Annotated in this window: 16 protein-coding genes; 8 read left to right on the top strand and 8 right to left on the bottom strand. The window is 71.5% G+C overall.

Features of this window, described 5'->3' with window-relative positions; genetic code table 11:
* Positions 1 to 101: 101 nt before the first annotated feature.
* The 3 genes from Aco03nite_RS45340 to Aco03nite_RS45350 all read left to right on the top strand — a co-directional run bounded on the left by Aco03nite_RS45340 (position 102) and on the right by Aco03nite_RS45350 (position 4,719).
* Entirely contained in the window at positions 102 to 2,492 is a 2,391-nt protein-coding gene (locus Aco03nite_RS45340) for a glycoside hydrolase family 65 protein (protein ID WP_203808164.1), read from the top strand.
* Between the two features lie 39 nt (positions 2,493 to 2,531).
* Complete coding sequence (locus Aco03nite_RS45345) at positions 2,532 to 4,058, top strand: GGDEF domain-containing protein (RefSeq protein ID WP_203808022.1); 1,527 nt, start codon at positions 2,532 to 2,534, stop codon at positions 4,056 to 4,058.
* Between the two features lie 88 nt (positions 4,059 to 4,146).
* Entirely contained in the window at positions 4,147 to 4,719 is a 573-nt protein-coding gene (locus Aco03nite_RS45350) for a hypothetical protein (RefSeq protein ID WP_203808024.1), read from the top strand.
* A 45-nt stretch (positions 4,720 to 4,764) separates the two neighbouring features.
* Here Aco03nite_RS45350 and katG read toward each other — a convergent pair whose 3' ends face one another.
* From katG to Aco03nite_RS45365, 3 genes are all read right to left on the bottom strand, one after another.
* Positions 4,765 to 6,993, bottom strand: coding sequence for a catalase/peroxidase HPI (gene katG / locus Aco03nite_RS45355; protein ID WP_203808026.1), 2,229 nt, complete (start codon positions 6,991 to 6,993; stop codon positions 4,765 to 4,767).
* Positions 6,990 to 7,448, bottom strand: coding sequence for a Fur family transcriptional regulator (locus Aco03nite_RS45360; RefSeq protein ID WP_203808028.1), 459 nt, complete (start codon positions 7,446 to 7,448; stop codon positions 6,990 to 6,992). The genes katG and Aco03nite_RS45360 overlap by 4 nt, the downstream gene beginning before the upstream one ends.
* Positions 7,449 to 7,539: 91 nt before the next feature.
* On the bottom strand, positions 7,540 to 8,463 hold the full coding sequence (locus Aco03nite_RS45365) for an AEC family transporter (protein ID WP_203808030.1): 924 nt from the start codon (positions 8,461 to 8,463) through the stop codon (positions 7,540 to 7,542).
* Positions 8,464 to 8,593: 130 nt separating this feature from the next.
* Here Aco03nite_RS45365 and Aco03nite_RS45370 point away from each other — a divergent pair, with 130 nt between their 5' ends.
* Positions 8,594 to 8,980: a hypothetical protein gene (locus tag Aco03nite_RS45370; protein ID WP_203808032.1), complete on the top strand. Its 387-nt coding sequence runs from the start codon at positions 8,594 to 8,596 to the stop codon at positions 8,978 to 8,980.
* On the opposite strand, the gene Aco03nite_RS45375 is transcribed toward Aco03nite_RS45370, so the two are convergent.
* A complete protein-coding gene (locus tag Aco03nite_RS45375; protein WP_203808034.1) occupies positions 8,977 to 10,533 on the bottom strand; it encodes a serine/threonine protein kinase in 1,557 nt (518 codons plus the stop codon). The genes Aco03nite_RS45370 and Aco03nite_RS45375 overlap by 4 nt on opposite strands.
* A gap of 203 nt (positions 10,534 to 10,736) precedes the next feature.
* Here Aco03nite_RS45375 and Aco03nite_RS45380 point away from each other — a divergent pair, with 203 nt between their 5' ends.
* Positions 10,737 to 11,378, top strand: a complete 642-nt coding sequence (locus tag Aco03nite_RS45380; protein ID WP_203808036.1) for an ABC transporter permease family protein — start codon at positions 10,737 to 10,739, stop codon at positions 11,376 to 11,378.
* A gap of 53 nt (positions 11,379 to 11,431) precedes the next feature.
* Here the strand turns inward: Aco03nite_RS45380 and Aco03nite_RS45385 are convergent, their stop codons facing one another.
* Genes Aco03nite_RS45385 through Aco03nite_RS45400 form a run of 4 tightly spaced genes read right to left on the bottom strand, consistent with a single transcriptional unit; the run spans position 11,432 to position 15,990 of the window.
* A complete protein-coding gene (locus Aco03nite_RS45385) occupies positions 11,432 to 13,159 on the bottom strand; it encodes an ABC transporter ATP-binding protein (RefSeq protein ID WP_203808038.1) in 1,728 nt (575 codons plus the stop codon).
* Complete coding sequence (locus tag Aco03nite_RS45390; RefSeq protein WP_203808040.1) at positions 13,156 to 14,868, bottom strand: ABC transporter ATP-binding protein; 1,713 nt, start codon at positions 14,866 to 14,868, stop codon at positions 13,156 to 13,158. Before Aco03nite_RS45390 ends, Aco03nite_RS45385 begins: the two co-directional genes overlap by 4 nt.
* A 59-nt stretch (positions 14,869 to 14,927) precedes the next feature.
* Positions 14,928 to 15,545 carry a TetR/AcrR family transcriptional regulator gene (locus tag Aco03nite_RS45395; RefSeq protein ID WP_203808042.1) on the bottom strand — a complete coding sequence of 206 codons (618 nt, stop codon included), beginning with the start codon at positions 15,543 to 15,545 and terminating at the stop codon, positions 14,928 to 14,930.
* Between the two features lie 4 nt (positions 15,546 to 15,549).
* A complete protein-coding gene (locus tag Aco03nite_RS45400; RefSeq protein WP_203808044.1) occupies positions 15,550 to 15,990 on the bottom strand; it encodes a MarR family transcriptional regulator in 441 nt (146 codons plus the stop codon).
* Between the two features lie 65 nt (positions 15,991 to 16,055).
* Here Aco03nite_RS45400 and Aco03nite_RS45405 point away from each other — a divergent pair, with 65 nt between their 5' ends.
* The 3 genes from Aco03nite_RS45405 to Aco03nite_RS45410 are packed head-to-tail and all read left to right on the top strand — an operon-like array spanning position 16,056 to position 17,991.
* Positions 16,056 to 16,319, top strand: a complete 264-nt coding sequence (locus Aco03nite_RS45405; protein ID WP_203808046.1) for a hypothetical protein — start codon at positions 16,056 to 16,058, stop codon at positions 16,317 to 16,319.
* On the top strand, positions 16,292 to 16,426 hold the full coding sequence (locus Aco03nite_RS54440; RefSeq protein ID WP_275415975.1) for a hypothetical protein: 135 nt from the start codon (positions 16,292 to 16,294) through the stop codon (positions 16,424 to 16,426). Before Aco03nite_RS45405 ends, Aco03nite_RS54440 begins: the two co-directional genes overlap by 28 nt.
* A gap of 47 nt (positions 16,427 to 16,473) precedes the next feature.
* Positions 16,474 to 17,991, top strand: coding sequence for a dolichyl-phosphate-mannose--protein mannosyltransferase (locus Aco03nite_RS45410; protein ID WP_203808166.1), 1,518 nt, complete (start codon positions 16,474 to 16,476; stop codon positions 17,989 to 17,991).
* The last annotated feature ends 64 nt before the right edge of the window (positions 17,992 to 18,055 follow it).

Here is an 18,055-nt window from a genome sequence, read left to right on the forward strand (position 1 = left end):
GCCGCGACGGGTGGATCACCAACCCGGAGCGCGATGGTTTCCGGTCGGTTGCCAGGTTCTTCGCAGTTTTCGCAGCGTCCGGCCGGGTTATCGAAGAGGGCGTGATAGACGAGGAGATCTGCCCCGCCGAGCCCTGGCAGGTGCGCGAGACGCGCCTGGACACCGCCCTGCTGGCCCAGACCGAGTCGGTGTTCGCACTGGCCAACGGATATCTGGGCCTGCGCGGCAACCTGGACGAGGGCGAACCCCACGAGATCTCCGGGACGTACCTCAACTCGTTCTACGAGGACCGCCCGCTGCCCTACCCGGAGGGCGGCTACGGGTACCCCGAAGAGGGACAGACCGTGGTGAACGTGACCGACGGCAAGATCGTCCGGCTGACCGTGGACGACGAGCAGTTCCACGTCGGCCGCGGTGTCCTGCACTCCCACCAGCGCGTTCTCGACCTGCGGGCGGGTGTGCTGCGCCGCGAGGTGGACTGGGAGTCGCCGGCCGGCCGCCGGGTCCGGATCCGCAGCGAGCGCCTCGTCTCCTTCACCCAGCGTGCCGTCGCCGCGATCGTGCACGAGGTGGAGGCCGTCGACCACGAGGTGCGGATCACCGTGCAGTCCGGGCTGGCCGCCGACGAGGAGCAGGTCAAGGTCTCCGACGACCCGCGGGTGGCGGCCGCCCTGGAGGATCCGCTGGAGGCGGTCGAGCAGGACACCGAGCAGCACGGGGCGGTCCTGCTGCACCGGACCCGCCGCAGCCGCCTGCTTCTGGGTGCCGGAATGGACCACGTCGTCTCCTCCTCGGCCGGCGGCGAGGAGATCGACTACGAGGAGGAGACCGACGTCCGCGAGGACTGGGCGAGGACCACGGTGGTCACCGTTCTGCCGCCCGGCGGCAGGCTACGGATCATCAAGTTCCTGGCGTACGGGTGGAGCGGCTCACGATCCACCGAAGCGCTGCGTGACCAGGTCGCCGCCGCGCTGAACACGGCCCGTTACGTCGGCTGGGACGGTCTCGTCGCCGAACAGCGCGCCTACCTGGACGACTTCTGGGACTCCGCCGACGTGGAGATCGACGGCGATCCGGCCCTGCAGCAGGCGGTCCGGTTCGGGCTGTTCCACGTGCTGCAGGCGGGCGCGCGAGCCGAGCAGCGGCCCATCCCGGGCAAGGGCCTGACCGGGCCGGGGTACGACGGGCACGCGTTCTGGGACACCGAGGGCCACGTGCTGCCGCTGCTGACGTACACCGCCCCGCGCGCCGCGGCCGACGCCCTGCGCTGGCGGCACTCGCTGCTGCCGATGGCCCGGCAGCGGGCCCGGATGCTCGGCCTGTCCGGCGCGGCGTTCCCGTGGCGCACCATCGGCGGTTCGGAGTGTTCGGCGTACTGGCCGGCCGGCACCGCGGCCCTGCACCTGAACGCCGCGATCGCCCGGGCCGTCGACCGCTACCGACGGATCACCGGCGACACCGCGCTGGAGCAGGAGTGCGGGCTGGAGATCCTGGTGGAGACCGCCCGGCTCTGGGTCTCGCACGGCCACCACGACGCCGACGGGCGCTGGCACATCGACGGGGTGACCGGCCCCGACGAGTACAGCGCCGTCGCCGACGACAACGTCTTCACCAACCTGGCCGCTGCCGGGAACCTGCGGGCCGCCGCGGACGCCTGCGAGCGGCATCCGGAGCTGGCCGAGCGGCTCGGCGTCGGCGCGGACGAGCCGAAGACCTGGCTGCACTGCGCGGACACCGTGCACATCCCGTACGACGATCGCCTGGGTGTTCATCCGCAGTCCGAGGGTTTCACCAGGTACGCGCCCTGGCCGTTCCCGGAGCAGCGGATCGACGGACCGCTGATGCTGAAGGCCCCGTACTTCCAGCTCTACCGCCGGCAGGTCTGCAAACAGGCCGACCTGGTGCTGGCCATGCACTGGTGCCCGGAGGCGTTCACCCCGGAGCAGCGGGCCCGCAACGTCGACTACTACGAGCGGATCACCGTCCGGGACTCGTCGCTGTCCGCCTGCACCCAGGCGGTGATGTGCGCCGACGTCGGACACCTCGAACTCGCCCACGCGTATGCCTGGGAAGCCGCCATGGTCGACCTCCGTGACCTGCACGGCAACACCCGCGACGGCCTGCACGTGGCCTCGCTGGCCGGAGCGTGGTCGGCGATCGTCGAGGGCTTCGGCGGGCTGCGCGAGTCCGCCACCGGCCCGGCCCGGATCGAGCTGGCGCCGCGGCTGCCGGCCGGCATCACCCGGATGCGCTTCCACCTGCGGCACAGCGGCCTGCGCCTGTGGGTGGAGGCCGATCACGAGACCGCCCGGGTCGGCTTGCGGGACGGACACGGCGGACGGCTGCCGATCCTGTTGTACGGTGATCACGTCGAGGTGAACGCGGACGAAACGGTCACCCGCCCGGTCGTACGGCTGGATCCGTTGTTGCCCGAACCGCAGCAACCACCCGGCTACGCGCCACGCCCACGCGGACCGCGACCGGCCGCCTGAGGTGCCCGCCGCCGTGGCGCCGGAAGGAGTGCGCCGCCGGTGGATACCCATTCCTCTCACGAATCCGCGATCGGCGAGGCGTATCGGCTGGTCGAGGCCGCTCAGGCCCACCACGAGGCGGAGGCCGTGGACGCCGCCGACCGGGAGGCCGCCGAGCGGGGTTGGGACGACGTGCGGGTGGTGCTCAACTTCGCCCGCTCGCTGGCCTGCCTGGACGTCGGCGCGGACGACACCGAGCACGTCGCCGCGATGGCCGACGCCGCGATCCGCAACGGCGACCCGGCGCTGCTCGCCCTGGTGTCGGCGGTGCGGGCGGCCCGGCGGTCCCGGCGCCGGCACCTCGGGACGATCGGCGACTCGACCGCGGGTTTCCTGGTCGAGGCGATCGTGCTGCTCGACGAGAACGATCCGCCGAGCCTCACCGTGCACCGGGCCGCCGCCCTGATCGAGGTCGCGTGTGTCTGCCACGACCTGGGTTTCTGGGAGCTGGCGCAGGAGTTCTACGAGAGCACCGAGCGGGAGCTGGCCGCCGAGAGCGACCCGGCCTGGCCGGCCACCAAGGTCCTGCAGCAGCGGGTGGTCCTCAACAACCTGGAGGATCTCGCGCTGGACCAGGCCTGCCGGCTCGCCGCGGTGGGGGAGTGGGAGGCGGCCGCCGACCGGGCCCGGTCCGCCGTGGCCACCGTCGATCCGACCGGCCCGGACTGGCCGCCGCAGTGGGTGGTGCTGTTCCACTACGTCCGCCAGATGCTGTGCGCGATCGGCGGCGCCCCGGTCCCCGACGTCGAGGAGGGCGTCGGGGTGCTCGCCGCGGCGGTCCAGGCGTCCCGGGCCGGTGACGCCGGGCGGGCCGCCGACCTGGCCGAACGGTTCCCGGACGACGCCGAGGCGTACCTGCCGATCGGCGCCCACCTGCTCCGGCTGCACCTGATGGCCCGGCGGCCCGGGACCAACCCCGCGGCCCTGCGGTACGGCGACGAACTGGCCGTCCTGCGCTGGAACGACCGCACCGACCGGCTGGCCGGGGTCCGCGACGCGATCGCCGGCGCCCGCCGCCGCCGGGACCACGAGAAACTCCGCCGCGACCTGATCATCGACGAGCTGACCGGCCTGGCCAACCGCCGTGGTTACCAGGCCTTCCTGGCGGCCGTCGGCGAGGCCGAGGACGAGGACGACTACGCCGTCATGATGATCGACGTCGACCATTTCAAGGCGGTCAACGACGGGTTCGGCCACGACATCGGCGATGTGGTGCTGGCCCGGCTCGGGCACATCCTGGCCGCTCACGTACGCCAGATCGACCTGGCCGCCCGTCTCGGCGGCGACGAGTTCGTGGTGATCCTGGCCGAGGTCCAGCCCGCGGTGGCCACCGCCCGGGCCCAGCAGATCCTGGACGCGGTCCGCACCCATCCCTGGCACGAGACGGCCGAGGGCCTGACGGTATCGGTGAGCATCGGTGTCCACCACGGCAGCCGCCGCGAGCTGCCCACCCTGCTCAGCGACGCCGACCGGGGTCTCTACCAGGCCAAACATGAAGGCCGTGGCCAGGTGGCGACGGCCTCCTGACGGGTGACCCCACCGGAGATTCGGCGCCTGCCGCGGATCGGTGACGGCGAGACTGATGCGCCGTAACAACCCGACAAAAGGTGAAAAGATGAAACTGCTTGCCCTTGCCGTGAGCCTGACCTTGGGGCTGGTCCCGGCCGTGTTCGTAGCCGCACCCGCGAACGCCATCGACTTCCAGGAGCCCGCCCGGTTCCAGATCCGCGATGTGCGGATCGATGGTCAGAGCGACGTGGTGAAGGTCAAGCAGGGCGGCGTGCACCGGGTGAGCATGGACGTCCTGCACGACTGCGGATCCTGCGGCAACGCCGTCAACCAGGTCATCGTCGGGCTCGCCGGGCAGGACAAGGCGCAGGTCTCGGTGTGGAACGGCAAGCAGCGCAGCGGTGGCGGCGCGAAGCGGGTGAACGGCGCGGTCGCCGAGGACAACCCGGGTGCGGCGCAGTGGGTGACCGTCGAGTTCGACATCACCGTGCCGGCCGATCCCGGCGCCTACCCGATCCGGGCGCGGTACGCCCAGGCGTACTACGGGCGGCTGCTGACCGCCGAGGGCCGGGCCATCGCGCAGCAGGAGTTCCCGGACACGCTGGGCTGGTGGAAGGTCGACCGCCCGAACGGCCCGGACGCCAGGTCGACGATCGGGTACGTCATCGTGGTTCCCTGACGCCCGGCGGCAGCGGCCCCTTTCCGGGGCCGCTGCCGTGAGACATCAGGCCAGGTCGAAGCGGTCGTTCTCCATGACCTTGACCCAGGCCGCGACGAAGTCGGTCACGAACTTCTCGGTCGCGTCCGAGCTGGCGTAGACCTCGGCGAGGGCCCGCAGCTGCGAGTTCGAGCCGAAGATCAGGTCGACCGCGGTGGCGGTCCACTTCAGCTCGCCGGTGCCGGCGTCCCGGATCTCGTACACGTGCTCGGTGTCCGACGCCTTCCACGTGGTGCCGGGCGAGAGCAGGTTGACGAAGAAGTCCGTGGTGAGCGCACCGGGCTTGTCGGTGAGCACACCGTGGTCGCCGCTGACGTTGTTGCCCAGCGCCCGCAGGCCACCGACCAGGGCGGTCGTCTGCGGAGCGGTCAGGTTCAGCATGTACGCGCGGTCGATCAGCAGAACCTCGGGCTGGTTCTTCTCGCCCGGCCGCAGGTAGTTGCGGAAACCGTCGGCCCGCGGCTCCAGGACGCGGAACGACTCGACGTCGGTCTGCTCCTGGGAGGCGTCGGTGCGGCCGGCCCGGAACGGGACGGTCACCTTGACGCCGGCCTCGGCGGCGGCCTTCTCCACGGCTGCCGAACCGGCCAGCACGATCAGGTCGGCGAGCGAGATCTGCGCGCCACCGGCCGCGTTGAACTCGCGCTGGATGCCCTCCAGGGCGTCGATCGTCGCGATGACCGGCTGGTTGACCTCCCAGCTGCGCTGCGGCTCCAGGCGGATGCGGGCGCCGTTCGCGCCACCGCGCTTGTCGGTGGTGCGGAACGTGGCGGCCGACGCCCACGCCGCGGACACCAGCTCAGCGGTGCTCAGGCCGGAGTCCAGCACCTTCGCCTTGAGCGCGGCGACGTCGGCGTCACCGACGAGCGCACCCTCGACGGCCGGAACCGGGTCCTGCCAGAGCTGCGCCTCCGGCACCCACGGGCCGAGGAAACGGTCGACCGGGCCCATGTCGCGGTGCAGCAGTTTGTACCAGGCCTTGGCGAACGCGAGCCGGAACTCCTCCGGGTTCTCCAGGAACCGGCGGGAGATCTTCTCGTACGCCGGGTCGACACGCAGCGACAGGTCGGTCGTCAGCATCGTCGGCAGGTGCTTCTTCGACGGGTCGTGCGCGTCCGGGACGATCGCCTCGGCGTTCTTGGCGACGTACTGCTTCGCGCCGGCGGGGCTGGTGGTCAGCTCCCACTCGTACCCGAAGAGGATCTCGAAGAACCGGTTGCTCCACTGCGTCGGCTTGTCGGTCCAGGTGACCTCGAGGCCGGAGGTGATGGTGTCGCCGCCCTTGCCGGAGGCGTGGCTGCTCAGCCAGCCGAGACCCTGGGCCTCGATCGGGGCGCCCTCGGGCTCGGGGCCGACGGCGTCGTCCGCGGGGGCCGCGCCGTGCGCCTTGCCGAAGGTGTGACCACCGGCGATCAGCGCGACGGTCTCCTCGTCGTTCATCGCCATCCGGGCGAAGGTCTCCCGGATGAACCAGGCCGCCTGCAGCGGGTCGGCGCTGCCCCGCGGACCCTCCGGGTTGACGTAGATCAGGCCCATCTCGGCGGCGCCGACCTCGTCGGTCATCTCGGTGTCGCTCAGGTAGCGGGCGTCACCGAGCCAGGTGTCCTCGACACCCCAGGAGATCTCCTCCGGCTCCCACACGTCGGGGCGGCCGAACGCGAAGCCGAACGTCTGGAAGCCCATCGACTCCAGCGACACGTTGCCGGCCAGCACCAGCAGGTCGGCCCAGGAGACCTTCTGGCCGTACTTGGCCTTGACCGGCCAGAGCAGGCGGCGCGCCTTGTCCAGGTTCGCGTTGTCCGGCCAGCTGTTCAGCGGGGCGAACCGCTGGTTGCCGTCGCCGGCGCCGCCGCGGCCGTCGTGGATCCGGTAGGTGCCCGCTGCGTGCCAGCTGAGGCGGATCATCAGACCGCCGTAGTGACCGAAGTCGGCCGGCCACCAGTCCTGCGAGGTGGTCAGCACGGTGACGATGTCGGCCTTGAGCGCCTCGACGTCGAGCTTCTCGAACTCGGTCGCGTAGTCGAAGTCGGCGCCCAGCGGGTTGCCCTTGGCCGAACGCCGGTGCAGCGGCGCCAGGTCGAGCTGGTTGGGCCACCAGTCCTTGTTGGTACGCGGGCGGGCGACCGCCGGGGTCGGCGAGTCGATCGCGGGGTTCTCGCTCTCGCTGCCGTGTGCCGTCACCGAGTCGTGCGCCACCGGGCAGCCGCTCTGCTTCGGGTCTTGGTTGTCGCTCATTCGTTTCCTTCCGAACTGTGCCGGTTCGTTTCAGGGGATGCGGTGCTCGCGCAGGTGGGGCAGGCGCCCCAGTAGACGACCTCCGCCTCGTCGACCACGAAGCCGTGATCGTCGGAGGCGGTGAGACAGGGGGCCTCGCCGGTGGCACAGTCGACGTCGGCGATCGCGCCGCACGAGCGGCACACGACATGGTGGTGGTTGTCGCCCACCCGCATCTCGTACCGCGCGGTCGCGCCGGCGGGCTGGATGCGCCGCACCAGACCGGTGTCGGTCAGGGCACGCAGCACATCGTAGACCGCCTGGTGGGACACGGTGGGAAGATCCGCTCGCACCAGGGCGAGCACCGTGTCGGTGTCGACGTGCGGATGCCCGTCGAGCGCGTGGAGCACCGCCAGCCGGGGCCGGGTCACGCGAAGCGAGACCGCCCGCAGTCGTGACTCGAAGTCGGCCGTCATGCCGGAGACCTTAGCGCGCTTTTCTGGAATAGTTCCAGATTACCCGCCGATCTTTCTCCCGATCAGGCCAGAAAAACCGCCCTTCTCCCCTTCAGGTCAGGAAAACCGCGGCGACGATCATGACGAGCGCGGAGGCCGGCGTCGACAGCACGATCACGTCGCGGGCCAGGGTCTCCGACTGCCGGTACCGCAGGGCGAACACGAACACGTTCTGCGCCGTGGGCAGAGCAGACGTGATCACCGCGGCGAAAACCTGAACATCGGTCAAACCCAGGATCAACTTCCCGATGGCGTACGCCGCCAGAGGCTGCACGAGGATCTTGAGCGCGACGGCCAGGTACCGGTCCGGTGACTCCGGTCCCGCCCGCAACGGCCGGGCGCCCGGCAGCGACATCCCGAAAGCCAGCAGCGCCGCGGGCACCGCAGCCGCCCCCACCAGCTCGAACGGTTCCAGGAACAGCGCCGGGGGAGTCCACCCGGAGGCCGCCACCGCGATGCCGGCCGCCGACGCGATCATCAGCGGGTTCCGGGCCGGGATCAGCGCCAGCCGTTTCAGCGACGGCTTGCCCTGCCCGCTCGCCAGATCGAGAACGGTCAGCGCGAACGGCGCGTAGAACAGCACCTGGAACAGCAGCACCGGCACGACCAGCGACACGTCGCCGAGCACGTAGGCCGCGACGGCGAGACCCAGATTCCCGGCATTGACGTACGACGCCCCGAGTGCCCCGATCGTCGCCCGCGCCGTGTCCCGCTTCCACACCAGCTTCGCGACCAGCGCGTACACCACCGACACCAGCACCGTGGACGCCACGAACGCCACCAGCGACCCGGTCACGATCCGGTCCAGGCTGGTCCGGCTCAACGTGGCGAACAGCAGGGCCGGAGTGGCCACCGAGAACACCAGCCGCGCCAGCACCCGCGGCGCCTCGTCCCCGAGGACCCGGCCGCGGGCCAGCACGTACCCCAGCGCCGAGATCAGCCAGATGGTGGTGAAACCGCTGAGTACCGCACCCATTCGGGTGATCATGCCCCCCGCGGCCGAGCACCTGTCGTCTACCCTCGGCTTGCCCAACCCCCGCCAAGCCCCTCCGGCCGGGGATCTGACGAGACGGCATCCCCCGGGAGCCGGTGACGACGGGGAAGACATGTTGCGACGCCTGCCTGCCACGGCAGCGGTGATGACGGTGCTCGCTCTGACGACGGGTTGCACCCCCGGCCCGAAAGGAGCACCGGCCGAGGCGGCGACAGCATCGCCGTCGGCCTCGGTGGACCCGGACAGCTTCGTCGGCGTGGTCCGGGCCCAGCTGCCGGAGATCGCCGCGGGCCGCACCGACCGCCAGATCCAGGACATCGCGGCCACCGCCTGCACCGGCCTGGCCGCCGGCCGCCCCGGCGACGAGATCGTCGACACCACCCGCGCCCTGGGCACCACGGACGCCGACGCCACCGACCACGCCACCGCCCGCGAGCTGATCAAACTGGCCATCGACCGGACCTGCCTGCCGCAGGCCCCGAGAGTCGACGAGTTCTAACCGCCGGTGGACGGGGACGGCAGCGGGCCCCGGTCGACGAAGCTGAACGAGGCGGCCGGCGGGGCGTCGCCCAGCACCTCCACGTAGAAGGCCTTGCTGTCGGGGCTCCACTGCAGGACCCCGTAGCTCTCGTTGGAGATCCAATAGGTCGGGCGCCCCTTGTCGTCCGTCTCCCCGGTCTTCGACGCCCGGAACAGGGTGCCCTCGGTGGCGTAACACTCGGCGGTCACCACCCGGGCGGCCCCGGCCGGGTTGAACTTGATCCCGAGACAGGGTTCCGGCGTCTCCGGATCGCTCAGATACCGGATCATGAACTCGACCCCCGCCGGGATCAGCGCGAACTCCGACTTCGCCCCGGTGCCGTCCCCCACCTTCAGATCGGTGTAGTGCGACTCCATCGCCAGATCCCGGTCGATCTCGTCGACGTGGATCAGCGTCTTGCGGGTTCCCCGCAGGATCGCCTGGGTCTTCTGCTCCGCGGTCATCGACGGCGTCACCGACGGCTGCGCTGCCGACGGCACCCCGGCGGAGGGCAACGGACCCGTCCCGGAGACCTGACCGGAGCCCCGCGACAGGTACCGGATCCCGATCCCGGCCCCGGCCGCCACCAGCACGGCGAGCACGGTGACCAGCACCGCCGCCCGGCGCCCGAACCGGGGCCGGGCGGCGACCACGGTCCCCGGGCCGCCCGCGACCGTCGGCACCGCGACGGTGGCGGCCGCCACGGTACGGTGGGTGTCCCCGGACAGCAGGAGATCCAGCAGCTCACGGGCGGTGGGTCGATCGTCCGGATCCTTGGCCAGCGCCCGCGCGACCACCCCGGTCAGCGACTCCGGCAGCCCGGTCAGGTCGGGCTCCTGGGTGAGGATCCGCATCGCGGTGGCCGCCGCCGAGTCGGCCGCGAACGGGGTCCGCCCGGTGGCCGCGAACGCCACCACCGCACCCCAGGCGAAGATGTCCGCCGCCGCCGTCACCGGGCGCCCGCCCACCGGGTCGTAACGCTCCGGCGCCATGTAGGCGACCGTCCCGACCATCTGATCGGTACGGGTGTGCTGGCTGGTCGCCTCGAACGCCCGCGCGATCCCGAAGTCGATCACCTTGATGCCACCGCGCGCGAACAGCACGTTCCCCGGCTTGAGATCCCGGTGGATCACGCCCGCGCCGTGGATCGCGGTCAGCGCCGTGGCGATCCCCACCGCCACCCCGTGCAGGGCGGCGCCGGTCAGCGGGCCCTTCTCCTTGACCTCGGCGGCCAGGCTCGGCCCGTCGACGAACTCGACCACCAGGTACGGCGGCTCGTGATCCGGATCGGCGTCCAGCACCTCGGCCGTCGAGAACGGCGGCACCTGCTGGGCCCGGTTCACCTCGCTGCGGAACCGGTTCCGGAACTCGGCCTCGTGCGCGAACTCGTTGCGCACCATCTTGATCGCGACCAGCCGGCCGTCCGGCCCGCGCCCCAGGTAGACGGTGCCCATGCCGCCCTCGCCGAGCCGGCCGACCAGTTCGTACCGTCCCAGCTCGGCCGGGTCACCCGCCCGCAGCGGCATGCTCATGCTCGTAGGTCCCCTCTGCCGCCGTCCCGGGCGCCGCAACCCGGCATCCTACCCATGGTGATCACCCCCACCGGCACGGCGGACGAGGGTCCGCCTTGCGACAGCTGTGCTGTCCGCGGCCCGACTCGGGGGCCGCCTGATCGGCCGGACACTGGTTCTTCATCCGCGGCCGTCGATCGGCCGTCAACCCGGAGGTGAATCCGGTGTTCGATCCGGCCCTCGTCATCGCCTGGACGGCAACCGCCCTGGAACGTTCCCGCTCACCGGTTCCCGAACCGGCGGCGCCCCTGCTGCAGGCGCTGATCGAGCGCATCCGGCAGCAGCTCGGCACCGACGCCCTGCGCGACCTGGCCGCCGATCCCGGCGATCCGGAGATCCGCGCTCACCTCCAGGCCCGCCTGGAACGAGCCGCCTACTACGACCCGGCCTTCACCCGCGACCTCACCCACCTCCAACAGGACATCGACCAGCAGAAACTCGTCAACCGGTACACGCCTTCGACTCCGGCCCCGATGCCCGGCGGCTTCCCGGACCCGGATCCGGGCCGATGGGAGGTCCCGGCCCTGGGTAGTGGGCCCGCGACACCGCCCGCCTCCGCCGATCGCCCGCTGTCCGCCGCGCTCCCGTCGCACGGGATGCGCATTCCCCGTTACTCCCGGAACCTGATCGTTCTCGGCACCCTGATCAGCGTGCTCTGCCTGGTCAACCTGGTGGCCCTGATGAACATCGAGGGGTCGTGGGACTCGCCGTTGCCGGGCGCCCTGCCGACCCTGGCCGCCCTGGTCACCGGGCTGCTCCTGCTGGCCGCCGGGGTGGCGACGGCCCGGCCGGCCCGCCGGCGCTGACCTCGGCGGCGCCGGCCCGGATGCGGGGGAGCGCATCCGGGCCGGCGCGGCGGTCATGCCGGTGTCAGCCGCCAGCCCCGGGCGCGGGAGCGCTCGTTCCAGAAGTGGGCGTACTGACCGTTGCGCAGCAGCAACTCCTCGTGGGTGCCGCTCTCGGCGACACCGCCGTCGGCCAGGACCACGATCTGGTCGGCGCTCTGCACCGTCCGCAGGCGGTGGGCGATCACCAGCAGGGTCCGGTCCCGGGACAGGGCGGTCAGCGCCGCCGTGATCGCCGCCTCGTTGTCCTGGTCCAGGGCCGCGGTCGCCTCGTCCAGGAGCACGATCGGCGCGTCCTTCAGGATGGCCCGGGCGATGGAGATCCGCTGCCGCTCACCACCGGAGAGCCGCGCCCCGCCCTCGCCGACGCGGGTGTCGTACCCGTCGGGCAGCCGGTCGGCGATCTCGTCGACCCGGGCCAGTGCGGCAGCCGCGGCGACCTCGGCGTCGGTGGCGTCGGCCCGCCCGGCCCGGATGTTGTCGGCGATGCCGGCGTCGAAGAGGTACACGTCCTGGAACACGACCGAGATCTGCGACATCAGCTGTTCGGTGGTGAGGTCGCGGACGTCGGCTCCGCCCACCCGTACGACGCCGGTCCGGGTGTCGAAGAACCTGGCCACCAATCGCACGACCGTGGTCTTGCCCGAGCCCGACGCCCCGACCAGGGCCGTCACGGACCGGGCCGGCACGCGGAGACTCACGTCGCGCAGCACCGGTCGGGAGTCGTAGCCGAACCCCACCCCGTCCAGCTCGATCGTCCCGGGCGTGGTGAACGTCCCGGCGGTGGCGGGTTCCGGCAGGACCGGCGTGGCGAGCAGTTCGTCCACCCGGGCGAGGCTGTTTCCGGCCATCCGCACGGCGGCGCCGAGCTCGGCGGCGGCCATCAGCGGTTCGGCGAACCGCACGGTGAGCACGAGCAGCGCGATGAGCGCGGCGGCGTCGACCGTGGGCCCGGAGGTGGCCAGGTACACCCCGGTGATCAGCACGATCGTCACCAGCGCCTGGACGACGAGCCCGGCGGCGGCCAGTCCCGGAACGGCCCGGAGCAGTTGCTTGCGCCCAGCGGCCCGCTGTTCGAGCAGGGCCGCCTCCAGCTGATCGAAATCGGACCGGCCGTGGGCCCGCAGGACCGCCTGGTTCTGCGCGAACTCGACCACCCGGTTGGCGGCCTCCACTCCGGCGGCGTCGACGGCGTGGTCGGTGGCGGCGAACAGCCGCGCGGTCCACCGGAACACCAGGATCACCAGTGGCACGGCGACCAGGGTGGCCACGGCGAGCCGCCAGTCCAGGAAGATCATGGCGAAGACCACGACGGCCGGCGTGACGTACGACGTGACCAGCGGCGCGAGCAGGTGGGCCGGCACGCCCATGATGTCGACGACGCCGGTGCTGCTCATCCGGGCGACCCGCCCGACCCGCGCCGGGGTGAACCAGCCGAGCGGCAGGGCGGCCAGGTGGTCGCCGATCCGGTGGTGCAGGGCCTGGGACAGCGCCGTCCCGAGCCGGTACCCGAGCTGGGCCTGGATCCAGTAGGCGGCGGCGCACGCGACCACGGTGCCGGCGAGCACCGCCACCCAGGGCAGGGCGGCGTCCACGTCACCGCGCAACAGCGGACGGAGCACCGGCACGATCAGCACGAACGCCAGTCCCTGCAGGATCGCGTAGACGATCAACCCGGCGAGGTGCATCCGGAGCGGCCGGGCGTACGGGGCGCCGAGCACCCGGGAGAGCCGGCGGATCATCGGGCGACCTCCATCGACGACGCGTTCCAGAGCGAGGCGTACCGGCCGCCGGCCGCCAGCAGGGTTTCGTGGGTGCCCTGTTCGGCGATCCGCCCGCCGTCCAGGACGAGGATCTGGTCGGCGCCGGCGATGGTGTGCAGCCGGTGCGCGATGACCAGCAGGGTCCGCCCGGCGATCAGCCCGGACAGCGCGTCCTGGATGGCGGCCTCGGACTCCGGGTCGGCGAACGCGGTGGCCTCGTCGAGCACGAGGATCGGCGCGTCGGCGAGAACGGCCCGGGCGATGGAGACCCGCTGGGCCTCGCCGCCGGACAGATGCGCGCCCTCGCCGACGACGGTGTCGTAGCCGTCCGGCAGTTCCAGGATCCGGTCGTGGATCCGGGCGGCGGTGGCGGCCGCGATCACCTCGTCGGCGCCCGCGCCGGGCCGGGCCAGCGCGATGTTGTCGTGCAGGCTGGCGCGCAGCAGGCGGACGTCCTGGAAGACGAAGCCGACCTGCCGGTAGAGGTCGGCCGGCGCGATGTCGCGGACGTCCGCCCCGCCGACGGTGATCGTCCCGCTGGTCACGTCGAAGAAGCGCGGAACCAGCGCGGCCAGGGTGGACTTGCCGGATCCGGAGGGACCGACGAGGGCGGTGACGGTGCCGGGCTCCAGCACCACGTCGATATCGGTCAGCACGTCGACACGTCCGTCGTAGCTGAACCCGACCCCGGCGAACACGATCCGGTTGTCGGCCGGTGCGGCGGGCCGGGCGGAGACCGGCAGCGGCTCGACGGCCAGCAGCCCGGCGACCCGCTCGGCCGCGGCGCGGGCCTGGCGCAGGCTGTTGGCGCCGAAGCCGAGGGCCAGCACCGGGCCGGTCAGACCGACGCCGAGCAGCACGAACGGCAGCACGTCGGCGGGTGCCAGCCAGCCGGCCGAGACGAACCAGACGCCGCCGCCGAGGGAGACCAGCAGCATGACGGCGGGGGAGATGAGGGCGCTGGCGAAGGCTTCGACCCGGGTCATCGAGGTGGCCCAGGCGCCGAAGAACACCGCGAAGTCGTCGGCGGCGGTCCGGAACCGGCCGTGGGCCTTGCGGGCCTGACCGAACGTCTTGACGACGGCGATGCCCTGCACGAACTCGACGACAGCGGTGTTGATGCGGGTCAGCGCGGCCGTGTACTGCGTCATCTTCTCCGGGTAGCCGCGCATCAGCACCGCGTACGACCCGAGGAACAGTGGCAGCACCGCCAGGATCAGCAGGGTGAGCCGCCAGTCCACCCAGAACAGGTAGCCGAGCGCGGCGATCGGTGTGACCACCGCCGCGACCAGGTCGTTCACCGCGTGGCCGACGAGGTGGTGCATGGCGCCGACGTCGTCCTGCGCGGCCTTCTTGATCTCGCCGGAGGACCGTTCGGTGAACCAGCCGAGCGGCACCCGGGCCAGGTGCCGGGCGATCCGGGTGCGGATGTCGTGCTGCAACTCGGCGTCGGCGATGTGCGTGACCGCGTTGGCGACCGCTATCGTGATCAGGCGGGTGAGCAGGCCGCCGATCGCCCAGATCACGGCGCTCCAGGGATCACCCGAGCCGCCCAGCAGTATCCGCCCGAGTTCGGCGATCGCCAGGAACGGCACCAGCCCGGCCAGCGCGGAGACGACCTGCAGCGCCCCCGCGATCACCAGCGGGGTCCGGACCGGTCTGAGCAGCGTGCCCAGGTCCGATGACATCTCCACCTCCTGCGTACAGTGTAAACAAGAGGTAAGGCTTGCCTAACTTGGGCGACTGGTCAAGCGGTGATGAGCCCCGTCACCAGCGCACGCAGCCCGGCCTCGTGAACCCGCGCCGGATCCAACCCGTCCAGCAGCGGCACAGCGGTCACCACGTGCGGCAGATCGGCCAGCGGCGCCCGCCCGGTCAGTTCCCGCCGGCGCGCCACGGCGTCCGGGTCGGTCGGGCGCGTCGCGCACAGCGCGCCCACGGTGAAATTCCAGAGATTGACGTACGCCGTGACAGCGCGTTCCGTGTCCAGTCCGGCGGCCCGCAGCGCACCCAGAGCGGCATCCACGAAGATCAGCGCCCGTGGTGCGAACAGCTCACCCTCCCGCAGCACGTCCACGGCCCACACGTGCGCCCCGAGATAGGCGTGCAACCCTCGGAAGAGCGACACCACCTGCTCCTGCGGTACGTCATCGGCAACGGTCACGTCGATACCCTCGGCCAGGTCCTCCAGTACCAGCACGAGCAGTTCGGACCGGTCGTCGACGTGCCGGTACAGCGCCATCGGCGAGCACCCGAGCAGCGCCGCCACCCGGCGCATCGTCACCGCCTCGACCCCGCCGGTCTCGGCCAGCTCCCGGCCCGCCGCGATCACGGCGGCCCTGGTCAGCGTCCGTTTCGCGGCCATCGCGTCACGCGTCCCCGGCGACGTGTTGCTCGTACCGCAGCAGGGTGTCGACGAACATCCGCTGCTGCTCGGCGGTGAGCGGCGCGAGCGCGTGCCGCCACGCGCGGGCGCCGGGGGAGAGCCACGCCGAGATGGCCGGGCGGCTGGTGTCGCTGATGTCGACGATCCGCCGTCGCCGGTCGGCCTCGTCGGCCCGCCGGGCCAGCACCCCTTTGCGGGTCAGGTCGCCGATCAGCAGGCTGACCGTGGTCGGTGCGACGCCGAGACGCGCGGCCAGCTCGTTGACGGTGAGCGGCCCGTCGAGCAGCAGCAGCGACAGCAGGGTCAGATGCCGGGGCGCCAGATCGAGGTCCCGGATCTCGTCGGGCGGCGGGATCCGCTTGACCCGCCCGACCATACGGGGCATCACCAGCAGTAGTTCCCGGACCGCGTCCTCGGTTGACACCCTCGTACTCCCCAATTATCTTTGCTTTCAAAGCCTTTGTCTCCAAAGCCTTTCGGGGGATCCTAATGCCGCACCTGTCCGTCCACGCGCCGGAGACCGACCTGACCGGCAACGAGCCCCGCCTGATCGCCGCGCTCACCGAGGCGGTGGTGGCCGTCTACGGCGACTGGGCCCGCCCCTCGTCGACATCCGCCTGCACGGTGTCGCACCCGGCCGCTGGGGAGTCGGCGGCGTCCCGGCCGGCAGTCCCGCGGCGGCCGTCACGTTCGGTATCAAGGAGGCCGCGTTCACCCGCCCCGGCGTGGTCGAGCAGCTCGCCGCCGGGGTGACCGGCGCACTCGCCGACGTGCTGGGCGAACCGCACCGGGCCGCCGCCGTCGACTTCGTCGCCACGATCCCCGGCCGCTCCTTCGCCGGCGGCGTGCTGCACGACTGACAGCCTTCGGCGCCTTACGGCCATCGACGCCTTACGATCACCGGGTGATGACTGCTCCACTGCGGACAGACGATCCGGTCCGGCGCCGGCTGGCGACACCCGGCCGGCGCTTCGACACACACTCCTGGCTGATCACCGCGCTGATCACGGTGATCGCCGGGATCCTGCGGTTCGCCGGTCTGGAGAACCCGAAAGGGCTGGTCTTCGACGAGGTCTACTATCCGACCGACGCCTGGGACCTGCTTCAGCACGGTGTGGAGTGGGACGAGAAGAGCAACAGCGCGGCGTACGTCGTACACCCGCCGCTCGGGAAATGGCTGATCGCCTTCGGCGAGTACTTCTTCGGCAACAACGAGTTCGGCTGGCGGTTCTCCACCGCCGTGGCCGGCACCCTGATGGTGCTGATCCTGATCCGGGTGGCCTACCGGATGTTCGGCTCCCTGGTGCTGGCCGGTGCCGCGGGCCTGCTGATGGCCCTGGACGGCTTCCAGTTGGTGCTGTCCCGGACGTCGTTGCTGGACATCTTCGTCGCCCTGTTCATCCTGATGAGTTTCGCCGCGATGCTGCTGGACCGGGATCACTACCGGCGTAGCTGGCAACGGGCACTCGACGACGGTTACGACCCGGACAAGACCCCGCACCTGCCCCGGTTCGTGCCGTGGTGGCTGCTGGTCGCCGGGATCACCTTCGGCATGGCCTGCGGGGTCAAGTGGAGCGCGCTGTTCTTCGCCCCGTTCCTGGCCGCGCTGGTGCTCGTCTGGCGGTCGCAGGCGCGCCGGTCGGCCGGGGTGCACGGCCCGGTCGTCGCCGGGATCCTCGGTGATCTGGGCTGGTTGATCCTCAGCTTCGGTATCGCGATCCTGGTCTACCTGGCCTGCTGGACCGGCTGGTTCGTCACCGACGACGGCTGGTTCCGGCACTACCGCGCCGACAACGGCTGGAGCGAGCCCCCGGTCGCCGGCGCCCTGCTCAATCTCGCCCACTACCACTCGGAAGCGTTCAACTTCCACACCGGACTGACCGAGAAGCACACCTATCAGTCCTGGCCCTGGCAGTGGCTGCTGCTCGGCCGCCCGGTCGCCTTCTACTGGAATCCGGGCGGCGGGTGCGGCGCGCCGTCGTGCGCCGCCGAGGTGCTGCTGCTCGGCACTCCGGTGCTGTGGTGGTCGTTCATCCCGGCGCTGGGTGTCCTCACCTGGTTCGGCGTGACCAGGCGGGACTGGCGGGCGTACGCCCTGATGACCGGCGTGGTGGCCGGCCTGCTGCCGTGGTTCTGGTACGCGGTCCAGGACGGCCGCACGATGTTCGCCTTCTACACGATGCCCGCCCTACCGTTCCTGATCCTGGCGGTGACCTACGCCCTGGGAGCGATCATGACCCCACCGGCCGGAATGCTGACAGGCGACGAACGCTCCGACCGCCAGATCGTCGGAACGGTGGTAGCCGGCACCTTCATGGCGCTGGTGGCCCTCTGCTTCGCCTACTTCTACCCGGTCTTCGTAGGAACGTCCCTGCCCTACGAAGACTGGTCGACCCGCATGTGGCTGGGCGGCCGCTGGATCTGACCCGCGTTGCGAGATCGGCAGACACCTCAGTCGGCTCTCGACGCGCGGGAACTCTCGAAGCTGA

The sequence above is a fragment of the Actinoplanes couchii genome (genome assembly GCF_016862075.1).
Classification (GTDB): Bacteria; Actinomycetota; Actinomycetes; order Mycobacteriales; family Micromonosporaceae; genus Actinoplanes; species Actinoplanes couchii.

Bases quoted from the DNA above. Each gene is read 5' to 3' on its own strand.
- Aco03nite_RS45350 (WP_203808024.1), top strand. From the start codon at position 4,147: ATGAAACTGCTTGCCCTTGCCGTGAGCCTGACCTTGGGGCTGGTCCCG.
- katG (WP_203808026.1), bottom strand. From the start codon at position 6,993: ATGAGCGACAACCAAGACCCGAAGCAGAGCGGCTGCCCGGTGGCGCAC.
- Aco03nite_RS45360 (WP_203808028.1), bottom strand. From the start codon at position 7,448: ATGACGGCCGACTTCGAGTCACGACTGCGGGCGGTCTCGCTTCGCGTG.
- Aco03nite_RS45365 (WP_203808030.1), bottom strand. From the start codon at position 8,463: ATGGGTGCGGTACTCAGCGGTTTCACCACCATCTGGCTGATCTCGGCG.
- Aco03nite_RS45370 (WP_203808032.1), top strand. From the start codon at position 8,594: ATGTTGCGACGCCTGCCTGCCACGGCAGCGGTGATGACGGTGCTCGCT.
- Aco03nite_RS45375 (WP_203808034.1), bottom strand. From the start codon at position 10,533: ATGAGCATGCCGCTGCGGGCGGGTGACCCGGCCGAGCTGGGACGGTAC.
- Aco03nite_RS45385 (WP_203808038.1), bottom strand. From the start codon at position 13,159: ATGATCCGCCGGCTCTCCCGGGTGCTCGGCGCCCCGTACGCCCGGCCG.
- Aco03nite_RS45390 (WP_203808040.1), bottom strand. From the start codon at position 14,868: ATGTCATCGGACCTGGGCACGCTGCTCAGACCGGTCCGGACCCCGCTG.
- Aco03nite_RS45395 (WP_203808042.1), bottom strand. From the start codon at position 15,545: ATGGCCGCGAAACGGACGCTGACCAGGGCCGCCGTGATCGCGGCGGGC.
- Aco03nite_RS45405 (WP_203808046.1), top strand. From the start codon at position 16,056: ATGCCGCACCTGTCCGTCCACGCGCCGGAGACCGACCTGACCGGCAAC.
- Aco03nite_RS45410 (WP_203808166.1), top strand. From the start codon at position 16,474: ATGACTGCTCCACTGCGGACAGACGATCCGGTCCGGCGCCGGCTGGCG.